The sequence below is a fragment of the Streptomyces sp. NPDC059201 genome (genome assembly GCF_042754585.1).
Lineage (GTDB): Bacteria > Actinomycetota > Actinomycetes > Streptomycetales > Streptomycetaceae > Streptomyces.
Map to the genome: position 1 here is coordinate 1,323,910 of NZ_JBHZBB010000001.1, position 9,978 is coordinate 1,333,887.

Below are 9,978 nucleotides of genomic sequence, written 5' to 3' on the forward strand. Positions count from 1 at the left end.
GGGGGCGCGGGGATCCGCCCAAGGGCGGGCGGGCCGCCGGCGCCGCGCCCCCCCGCGCCCCCGGGGGGGGGGCGGGGGCCCCGCCCCCCCCCCGGGCCCCGCGCCCCCCCGGCCGGTCAGCCCGCGACGCGGGCCATCCACTCCTCGACCTCGGCGGAGGTGCGGGGCAGTCCGTCCGACAGGTTCTCGTGCCCCTCCTCCGTGACCAGCAGGTCGTCCTCGATGCGGACGCCGATGCCGCGCCACTCCGCGGGCACGGTCAGGTCGTCGGGCTGGAAGTAGAGACCCGGCTCGACGGTGAGGACCATGCCCGGGACGAGGACGCCGTCGACGTACTCCTCGTTGCGCGCGGAGGCGCAGTCGTGCACGTCAAGACCGAGCATGTGGCCGGTTCCCGCCATGGTGAAGCGCCGCTGGAGACCCAGTTCGTACGCGCGGTCCACCGGTCCCTCGATGAAGCCCCACTCGACCAGCTTCGCCGCGAGGTGCCGCTGGGCCGCCTCGTGGAAGGCGCGGTAAGGGGCGCCGGGCTTCACGGCGTCGAAGCCGGCCTGCTGGGCCTCGTACACGGCGTCGTACACCTGGCGCTGGACCGGGGTGAAGGTGCCGCTGATGGGGAGGGTGCGGGTGACGTCGGCGGTGTAGAGGGAGTTCGTCTCGACGCCGGCGTCGAAGAGCAGCAGCTCACCGGGGCGGACCGGGCCGTCGTTGGAGGTCCAGTGCATGATCGTGGCGTGGTCGCCGGCGGCGCAGATGGAGCCGTAGCCGACGGAGTTGCCCTCCAGGCGGGCGCGGCGGAAGAAGGTGCCCTCGATCCAGCGCTCGGAGGTGGCGACGGCCGTCGACAGGTCGCCGATGGCGTCGGTGAAGCCGCGGACGGTGGAGTCGACGGCCTTGCGCAGCTCGCCGACCTCCCACGCGTCCTTGACCAGGCGGAGCTCGCTGAGGACGTCCTCCAGCTCGGTGTCCCGCTCCTCGTCGGTGGTGACGGCCGCCTCCAGGAGGGGGTCGACGCCACGGAGGATCCGGGTGGGCGCCCCGGCGCCGGCGGCCAGGTGCGCGGCGAGCTCGCGGACGTCGCGGCAGGCCAGTCCGAGGACGCGCTCGGCCTCGCCGAGGGAGAGCCGGCGGCCCATCCACAGCTCGGCGGTGTAGCCGATCCAGAAGGTGTCGTCGTCACGGCCGTCGCGCGGCAGCACGTAGCCGTACGCGTCGTGGCCGCCGTCCTCGCGCGGCTCCAGCACGAGGGCGCAGTCGCGGGCCTGGTCGCCGGTCATGTGGACGTAGGCGGAGTGCGGGCGGAAGGGGTACGTGTCGTCGTTCGAGCGCACCTTGAGGTTGCCGGAGGGGATCACCAGGCGCTCGCCGGGGAACCGCGCGGAGAGCGCGGCGCGCCGGGCGGCGGCGTACGGCGCCTGCTCGGACTGCTCCAGGTCGTGCCGCTCGGTGTCGGCCCAGCCGGTCCGCATCAGCGCGGAGAGTTCCTCGGAGATGCCGTCGTAGAGGCCGTTCTTGCGACCCTTCGCCACGTCGTGCTCCTTCGTCGTGAGTGCCTGGTGGAACCGCCGGTCGTCGGCGATGCACGGACCGTAGCCCGCTTCCGGGGTGCCCGGGGGCATGGGAGTGCCAGTGGCACTGATCGGACACCGGGGCGGGGCGCGCGGCACCCAGAATGGGTGTCATGGCGAACGCGAAACTGGGCGAGGCCCTGCGGCTCCTGGGCCTCGGCGAGACGGCGGCGCGGCTCTACCACGCCCTCCTGGAGCGGGCCCCGGCGCCGCTGGCGGAGGTCGGCGCGGCGGCCGGTCTCGACGGGCCGGCGCTGGCGGAGGCGTACGGGGAGCTGGTCGACGCGGGTCTGGCGAGCCCGGCGGTGGACAGGGGCGACACGGTGGCGCCGGTGCCTCCGGCGGCGGGCCTGGAGATCCTGGGCCGGCACCGGGCGGCGGAGCTGGACGAGTCGCGGATCACGGTGGGCGGCGCCTTCGAGTCGTTCCGGCGGCAGCGCCTGGCCGCGTACAACGACGACCTGGTGGAGGTGGTGACCGGGGAGGCGATCGGGCTGCGCATGCGGCAGGCGTGGGCGAGCGCCCGGCAGCAGATCCGGCAGATGGACTCGCCGCCGTACTTCCCGATCCCCGGCTCGACCGACGACGCGCTCGCGACGCTCGCCCGGGGCATCACCCAGCGGGTGATCTACTCACGGGCCTCGCTGGAGCAGCCGGGGCACCTGGAGGAGTCGATCGAGCCGGTGATCGCGGCGGGCGAGCAGGCCCGGGTGCTGCCGTCCGTACCGGTCAAGCTGGTGATCATCGACGACGCGTACGCGCTGGTCTCCCTGTCGATCAAGGAGGCCGACGTGCACAACACGACGCTGGTGGTGCAGCCGTGCGGACTGCTCTCGGCGCTGGTGGCGCTCTTCGAGCAGTCCTGGCGGGACGCGCTGCCCTTCCACGGCCGCACCGCGCTCCCGGGCGGGCTCCAGCCGGCCGACCGGCGGCTGCTGTGGCTGCTCGCCGGGGGCGCGGCGGACGAGGTGATCGCCCGGGAGATCGGCATCAGCCGCCGCACCCTCTTCCGCCGCGTACAGGTCCTCATGGCCCGGCTCGGCGCGACCAACCGCTTCCAGCTCGCGCTCCAGGCGCAGCGGCACGGCTGGCTGTGAGGCGGGTGAACGCTGGGTGAGGCGGCTGAGCGCGCTGGGTGAGCCCGGTCAGCGCCGGGTGAGCCCGGTCATCCCTCCGTGAGGTGCTTGCGGAGGAAGGTGTACATCAGGGCCTTGTTGCGGGCGGCCTGCGCGTTGTCGGTGGCGCCCGCGTGCCCGCCGCCGGTGTTCTCGTGGAAGAGCACCGGGTGGCCCAGCTCGCGCAGCCGCGCCGCCGCCTTGCGCGCGTGCCCGGGGTGCACCCGGTCGTCGCGGGTGGAGGTGGTGAGCAGCACGGGCGGGTACGGGGCATCCGCCGTGAGGCGGTGGTACGGGGAGAGCTCCCGCAGGTGCGGCAGGTCGGCCTCGTCGTCGGGGTCGCCGTACTCGGCGATCCAGGAGGCGCCGGCGAGCAGCTTGTGGAAGCGGACCATGTCGAGCAGCGGCACCTGGCAGACGATCGCGCCGAAGAGTTCCGGGTAGCGGGTGAGCATGGCGCCCATGAGGAGCCCGCCGTTGCTGCCGCCGGCGGCGCCGAGCATCCCGGGGGTGGTGATGCCGCGGGCGACGAGGTCACGGGCGACGGCCGCGAAGTCCTCGAAGGCCCGGTGCCGGTGGGCGCCGAGCGCGGCCTGGTGCCAGTCGGGGCCGTACTCGCCGCCGCCGCGGATGTTGGCGATCACATAGGTACCGCCGCTCTCCAGCCAGCCGCGGCCGGTGAGCGCCGCGTACGACGGGGTGAGGGAGACCTCGAAGCCGCCGTAGCCGTAGAGGAGGGCGGGGCCGGGGGCCTCGGAGCGGTCCGGGCCGATGACGAAGTACGGGACGCGGGTCCCGTCCTCCGAGACGGCGAACGCCTGCTCGACGGAGAGGCCGGAGGTGTCGAAGCGGGCCGGTGCCTGGCGCAGGATCTCGGTGTCGCCGCCGATGGTGCCGCGGGTGAGGGTGGACGGCTGGAGGAAGCCGGAGACGTCGAGGAAGTACTCGTCGGAGACGTCCGGGTCGGTGTCGGTGACGCCGACCGCCGACAGCGGGGGCACGTCCGCGAGCGCGGCGCGCGACCAGCCGCCCTCCTCGCGCGGGGTGAGCACCTCGATGCGGGTGCTGACGTCCCGCATGGTCTCCAGGATCAGATGGTGCCGGGTCCAGGAGTGCCCGGCGAGCGCGGTCCGCTCGTCGGGGGTGAAGAGGGCCTCGGCGGTGCGGTCGCCGGCCAGGAACGCGTCGAAGCCGAAGGCGAGGAGCGCGCCGGCGGGGTGTCCGATCCAGGGCGACTTCAGGGTGACGATCAGGTGCCGGCGGTGGGCGTAGACCTCGGCGTCCTCGGGGACCTCGATCCGGACGAGGGTGCCGTCGGCGGTGAGGAGGTGGGTCTCGCTGCGGAAGAAGTCGAGGGAGCGGCCGACGAAGTCGCGCTCGAAGCCGGGGGTGGAATCGTGCCAGGCCCAGGCGGAGACGTCGGCGGGCTCGCCCTCGAAGACGGTGGCGGCGTCCGCGAGCGGGGTGCCGCGCCGCCAGCGGCGGACGGTGCGCGGGTAGCCGGCGTCGGTGAGCGAGCCGGGGCCGTGGTCGGTGCCGACGAAGACGGTGTCGCCGTCGATCCAGCCGATGCTGGTCTTGGCCTCGGGCACGGTGAAGCCGTCGGCGACGAACGCGCGCGTGGGGAGGTCGAACTCGCGGACCACGACGGCGTCCCCGCCGTCGCGGGAGAGGCTGACCAGGGCCCGGTCGTGGGCGGGCCGCCGCACCCGGGCTCCGGCCCACACCCACTTCTCGCCCTCGGCCTCGGCGAGCGCGTCCACGTCGAGCAGCGTCTCCCACTCGGGGGCGTCCTTGCGGTACTGCTCCAGGGTGGTGCGCCGCCACAGACCCCGTACGTGCTCGGCGTCCTGCCAGAAGTTGTAGAGGTACGGGCCTCGGCGGGTGGTGTACGGGATGCGGTCGACGGCGTCGAGCACCTCGCGCAGGCGCTCCGCGAAGGCGTCGAAGCCGGGCCCGGCGGCGAGCTCGGCCTCCGTCTCGGCGTTCCGCTCGGTCACCCAGGCGAGGGCTTCCTCACCGTCGACGTCTTCCAGCCACAGGTACGGGTCGTCTTGGTTCACGCGGGCCATTGTCCCCCGTGCCGCCCCCGTCGCGGCGGCTCAGTCGGCGACCAGCTTGTGCACCACCTTTCCGCCCGCGTCGACGGCGAGGTAGCCGGTGGCCCGGTAGTCGTTCGTCAGGTAGACGCGGAGGGTGGGGCGGTTCTCGTTGAACGTCCAGCGGTCGATGATCAGGTACCGCAGGGTCGGGTCCTCGACCTTGAGCTCGCGGTCGGCGCGCTCGATGAGGGCGGGCAGGTCGTCCCAGGGCATGCGGGAGGCGTCGAACGGCTGGTCGTCCGGCTGCGAGGCGCTGATGGTGCCGCCGATGCCCTGCTTGTCGACCTTGCCGTCCCGGTACTGGTACCGGTCGTAGGTCTTGGCGCCCGGCTTCGTGGGGATCTCGGCGAAGGCGTACTCCTCGTAGACGTACAGCTCCTTGAAGGTGGTCGTGCCGGTCGCCTCCCGGAAGGCGGCGACGACGGCGCGGGTGCCGTCGGGGGTGAGGAGGGAGCCTGTGGGGGTGGGGGCTGTGCTTTTCCCGGGGGTACGGGAGGCGGTGGCGCCGCCCTTCGCGTCCGGGGTCCTGCCGCCGCCACCGTCACCGCCGTCGCCTTCGAGGGGCAGGTACTGGGCGGCGAGGACGGCGAGGCCCGCCGCGACGGCGAGGCCGAGCGCGGCGGTCGTGATCCGACGGCGGCGGTGCCGGGTGGGGGCGGGGTGGGCGTAAGGGCGGGCGTAGGGGTGGGGCGGGGTGGAGGTGTACGGCCCTGGGGTCGGCGGGCCGAAGCCCGCGGCGACGGCGTCCGCGGGGGTCCGGGGGTCGGCGACCGGGGTGGCAGTGACCGGCGGGGCGGAGGCGGACGGCGGGCTGCCGGTCGCCGCCTCGGTGAGGAGGCGGTCGAGCTCCGCGCCGTCGGGGCGCAGGGCCGGGTCGCGGACGAGGAGCCGGGTGAGGACGGGGCCGAGGGCGCCGGAGCGGACCGGCGGCGGGATCGGGTCGTCCAGGACGGCGACGACGGTGGCGAGGCTGGTGGCGCGGCGCAGCGGGTGGTGGCCCTCGGTCGCCACGTACAGGAGCATGCCGAGGGACCACAGGTCGGAGGCCGGGTTGCCCTCCTCGCCGCGGATCCGCTCGGGGGCGATGAACTCGGCGGAGCCGATGAGGTCGCCGGAGGCGGTGAGCCGGGAGGTGGACTCGTCGAGGACGGCGATGCCGAAGTCGGTGAGGACGGCGGCGCCCCCCCGGCGCGGAGCAGTACGTTGGCGGGCTTGACGTCGCGGTGCTGGATGCCGGCGGCGTGGGCGGCGCGCAGGGCGCCGAGGACCTGCCGGCCGAGGGTGAGGGCCTCGGGGACGGAGAGCGGCCCGGCGGCGAGGCGGTCGGCGACCGAGTTCCCCTCGACCAGTTCCATGACGATCCACGGGGCCGATCCGTCGGCGGGCTCGACGATGTGATGGACCGTCACGACGTGCGGGTGGGAGAGCCGGGCGAGCGCCCGGGCCTCGCGGACCGCCCGGGCGCGCAGTTGGGCCGTGAGGCCGGGGTTCGCCTCCTCGACGGCCGGGTCCGGAGGGCGTACCTCCTTGAGGGCGACGTCCCGGTCGAGGGCGATGTCCCGGGCGCGCCAGACGGTGCCCATGCCGCCGCTGCCGAGGCGGGAGATCAGCCGGAACCGTCCGTCGACCAGGCGGCCGAGGGGTCTGCCGTCGTCGTCACTCGTGCTCATGGGCGGTCATCGTAGGCGGTGGGGGTGACAGCCGAGGGCCCGGGCGGCGCGGCCCGGCCCCTGGCCGGTCAGGGCTTCATCTCGTACGCGCCGGAGAGGGCCTCGACGCGGGCCCAGACGCGGGCGGTGCGGGCCTCGTCGACGACGGGGCGGCGGACCGCGCCGAGCGCCCAGGTCTGCTGCGCGTCGGTGGCGGAGTCCTTGCCGTGGAGCTCGACGGCGTACCCGGAGAAGTCCCGTACGAGGACGGCGAAGAGCTCGTCGAGGACGTCGTCGTCGAGTCCGGTGAGGGCGGCCTGCTCCAGGACGAGCTGGGCGTGGACGACGAGCGCGAAGAGCTGGCCGACGGAGAGGAGCAGGTCGAGGTCGCGGCTCTGGGCCTCGTCGGGGGCGGCGGTGCGGACGAAGTCGCAGAGGGCGTCGGCCTGTTCGCGGAAGCGGGCGACGTTCGGGAGGCGGTCGTACGCGTCGAAGGCCGGCCGCCAGTCGTGGAAGCGGACGGAGCCGAGGCCGCGGGCGGGGCCCTGGCGGAAGAGGAACGTGTCGTCGGCGGCGTCGAGCCGGGTGGGGACGGCCGGGTGGTCGACGGGCTCCAGGAGGTGGTTGCGGAGGAACTTGAGGATCAGGGCGAGGTTGACGTGGACCGTGCCCTCCAGCTTGGGCAGGCCGCGGATCTCGACGGCCGCCTGGGCGAAGTAGTTGTCCTTCTCGAAGCCCTTGGCGGCGATGACGTCCCACATGAGGTCGATGACCTTCTCGCCCTCGGTGGTCACCTTCATCTTCGTCATGGGGTTGAAGAGGAGGTAGCGGCGGTCGTCGGGTCCGGCGGTGCGGAAGTAGTCGACGGCGCGGTCACTGAAGAGCTTCATGCCGGCCAGCCGCACGTAGGCGTCGGTGAGTTCGCGGCGCACGTGCGGGAAGGCGGTGACGGGGCGGCCGTAGAGGACGCGGTTCCGCGCGTGGGTGACGGCCTCGTACATCGCGTGCTCGCAGATGCCGATGGAGGCGGTGCAGAGGTTGAACTTGCCGACGTTGACGGTGTTGAGGGCGGCGTCGAAGGCGGCGCGGCCGGTGTGCAGGACGTCGGCGGCGGCGACGGGGTAGTCGGCCAGGCGGAACTCGCTGACGAACTTCGAGGAGTCGACGACGTTCTTGACCAGGTGGTAGGCGGGGTGACGGCTGTCGGCGGCGAAGAAGACGTAGCCGTCGGGGCCTTCGACGTCGGTGCGGCGACCGAAGACGGAGACGAGCCCCGCCTTGTTGCCGTTGCCGATGTAGTACTTGGAGCCGGTGGCGCGGAAGCCGCCCTCGCCGTCGGGCGTGAGCAGCATGTCGGTGGAGTAGATGTCGGCGCCGTGCGCCTTCTCGGAGAGGCCGAACGCGAACACCTCGCCCTGGTCCAGGAGTTCGGCGGCGCGGGCGCGGGCGGCGGCGTTGTCGCTCTGCCAGACCGGGCCGAGGCCGAGGATGGTGACCTGCCAGGCGTACCAGTAGTCGAGCCCGTAGAAGCCGAGGATCTCGTTGAGGGCGGCGATGCGGGCGGTGTCCCAGCGCTTGTCTCCGTGGTCGCCCTGCTCGCCGGCCTCGGTGGCGGGGGTCAGGAAGGTGGCGAACAGCCCTTCCTTCGCGGCGAATTCGAGGAAGTCGCCGAGCCAGGCCCGGGTGCGGTAGTCCTCGATGATCCGGCGCTTGCCGCGCTCCTCGAACCAGTCGACCGTGGCGCGCATCAGCCTGCGGGTCTCGGGGTCGAAGTGCGCGGGGTCGTAGGTGCGGGGGTTGAAGAGCAGCGCGTCGGCCATGGGGTACCGCCTTGAGGGAAGGAGGAGTGGATGAGGAGGGGTGGCTGAGGAGGGCGAGGGTTCCGGAGGTGCTCTCAGAACCTGTGCAGGGTGGCGAGGACGTCGTCGAGCCAGGCGATCATCATGCGTTCGTACGCGATGCCGCCGCGCAGCACGACGTGCTGGAGCTCGCGCTCGGCGTCGGGCGGGGTGCCGCTGCCGCCCGACTCCGGCGGGAAGTCCCGCGCCTCGCCCGCGAGGTAGTGCGCGAGACGGTCGGTGTGCGCCTGCCGGTGCCGCTCGACCTCGCGGACGAGACCGGCGGGGTCGTCGAAGGCGGCGCCGCGGATCTTGACGGCGAGGTCGTGCCGGACGCTCTCGGGTTCGATCGGCTCGTGCAGCCAGGAGCTGAGCGCCGCGTGCCCGAGGTCGGCGACGGAGTACTCCCTCTTGTCCGGCCGCCCCTGCTGGGGCACTTCGCGGGCGGCGACCCAGCCGTCGTTCTCCATCCGCTTGAGCACGCGGTAGATCTGCTGGTGGGTGGCGGTCCAGAAGTACCCGATGGACCGCTCGAACCGCCGGGCCAGTTCGTAACCGGACCCCGGCTGCTCCAGCAGGGACACAAGGATCGCGTGTTCGAGCGCCATGCCCCCGATCCTGCTATGCAACTGGTTGCATAGCAAGGCAACCACCCACCGATGAGACACGCCTCACGGTCTGGTCGCGAAACGGACGCAGAAATGCCTCAACCCCCGGACAGAGTCCGGGGGTTGAGGCTAAAGATTGTTCGGCGGCGTCCTACTCTCCCACAGGGTCCCCCCTGCAGTACCATCGGCGCTGAAAGGCTTAGCTTCCGGGTTCGGAATGTAACCGGGCGTTTCCCTAACGCTATGACCACCGAAACACTATGAAGTTGAACTCAACCGGAACATGGGAGTTCGTTACTTCAGAACTAACACAGTGGACGCGAGCAACTGAGGACAAGCCCTCGGCCTATTAGTACCGGTCAGCTCCACCCATTACTGGGCTTCCACATCCGGCCTATCAACCCAGTCGTCTACTGGGAGCCTTACCCTCTCAAGGAGGTGGGAATACTCATCTCGAAGCAGGCTTCCCGCTTAGATGCTTTCAGCGGTTATCCCTCCCGAACGTAGCCAACCAGCCATGCCCTTGGCAGGACAACTGGCACACCAGAGGTTCGTCCGTCCCGGTCCTCTCGTACTAGGGACAGCCCTTCTCAATATTCCTACGCGCACAGAGGATAGGGACCGAACTGTCTCACGACGTTCTAAACCCAGCTCGCGTACCGCTTTAATGGGCGAACAGCCCAACCCTTGGGACCGACTCCAGCCCCAGGATGCGACGAGCCGACATCGAGGTGCCAAACCATCCCGTCGATATGGACTCTTGGGGAAGATCAGCCTGTTATCCCCGGGGTACCTTTTATCCGTTGAGCGACGGCGCTTCCACAAGCCACCGCCGGATCACTAGTCCCGACTTTCGTCCCTGCTCGACCCGTCGGTCTCACAGTCAAGCTCCCTTGTGCACTTACACTCAACACCTGATTGCCAACCAGGCTGAGGGAACCTTTGGGCGCCTCCGTTACCCTTTGGGAGGCAACCGCCCCAGTTAAACTACCCATCAGACACTGTCCCTGATCCGGATCACGGACCCAGGTTAGACATCCAGCACGACCAGAGTGGTATTTCAACGGCGACTCCACAACCACTGGCGTGGCCGCTTCA

General features: G+C 71.8%; 6 protein-coding genes, 2 rRNA genes and 1 pseudogene. 1 reads left to right on the plus strand and 8 read right to left on the minus strand.

Going from position 1 to position 9,978, the window contains the following annotated elements; translation table 11 throughout:
* Positions 1–116: 116 nt before the first annotated feature.
* The gene (locus ACFXMG_RS05870) at positions 117–1,529 is read right to left on the minus strand and encodes an aminopeptidase P family protein (protein ID WP_383823988.1); all 1,413 of its coding nucleotides are present in this window, start codon (positions 1,527–1,529) and stop codon (positions 117–119) included.
* A gap of 152 nt (positions 1,530–1,681) precedes the next feature.
* On the opposite strand from ACFXMG_RS05870, the gene ACFXMG_RS05875 reads away from it, so the two are divergent.
* Positions 1,682–2,665, plus strand: coding sequence for a LuxR family transcriptional regulator (locus ACFXMG_RS05875; protein WP_383823991.1), 984 nt, complete (start codon positions 1,682–1,684; stop codon positions 2,663–2,665).
* 68 nt (positions 2,666–2,733) lie between these two features.
* Here the strand turns inward: ACFXMG_RS05875 and ACFXMG_RS05880 are convergent, their stop codons facing one another.
* The 7 genes and pseudogenes from ACFXMG_RS05880 to ACFXMG_RS05910 all read right to left on the minus strand — a co-directional run.
* Positions 2,734–4,755, minus strand: a complete 2,022-nt coding sequence (locus ACFXMG_RS05880; protein WP_383823994.1) for a prolyl oligopeptidase family protein — start codon at positions 4,753–4,755, stop codon at positions 2,734–2,736.
* Positions 4,756–4,785: 30 nt separating this feature from the next.
* Positions 4,786–6,150 (minus strand): serine/threonine protein kinase, encoded by a 1,365-nt coding sequence (locus ACFXMG_RS05885; RefSeq protein WP_383823997.1) that lies wholly within the window; start codon positions 6,148–6,150, stop codon positions 4,786–4,788.
* A pseudogene (locus ACFXMG_RS05890) lies at positions 6,033–6,455 on the minus strand (protein kinase); the annotation flags it as partial. The pseudogene ACFXMG_RS05890 and the gene ACFXMG_RS05885, both read right to left, overlap by 118 nt.
* Before the next feature lie 68 nt (positions 6,456–6,523).
* Positions 6,524–8,254, minus strand: coding sequence for an acyl-CoA dehydrogenase family protein (locus ACFXMG_RS05895; protein WP_383824000.1), 1,731 nt, complete (start codon positions 8,252–8,254; stop codon positions 6,524–6,526).
* A gap of 74 nt (positions 8,255–8,328) precedes the next feature.
* Positions 8,329–8,880: a PadR family transcriptional regulator gene (locus ACFXMG_RS05900; RefSeq protein ID WP_383824003.1), complete on the minus strand. Its 552-nt coding sequence runs from the start codon at positions 8,878–8,880 to the stop codon at positions 8,329–8,331.
* Positions 8,881–9,018: 138 nt separating this feature from the next.
* Positions 9,019–9,135: ribosomal RNA gene (gene rrf, locus ACFXMG_RS05905) — 5S ribosomal RNA — on the minus strand.
* A gap of 74 nt (positions 9,136–9,209) precedes the next feature.
* Positions 9,210–9,978, minus strand: a 23S ribosomal RNA gene (locus ACFXMG_RS05910); the annotation flags it as partial.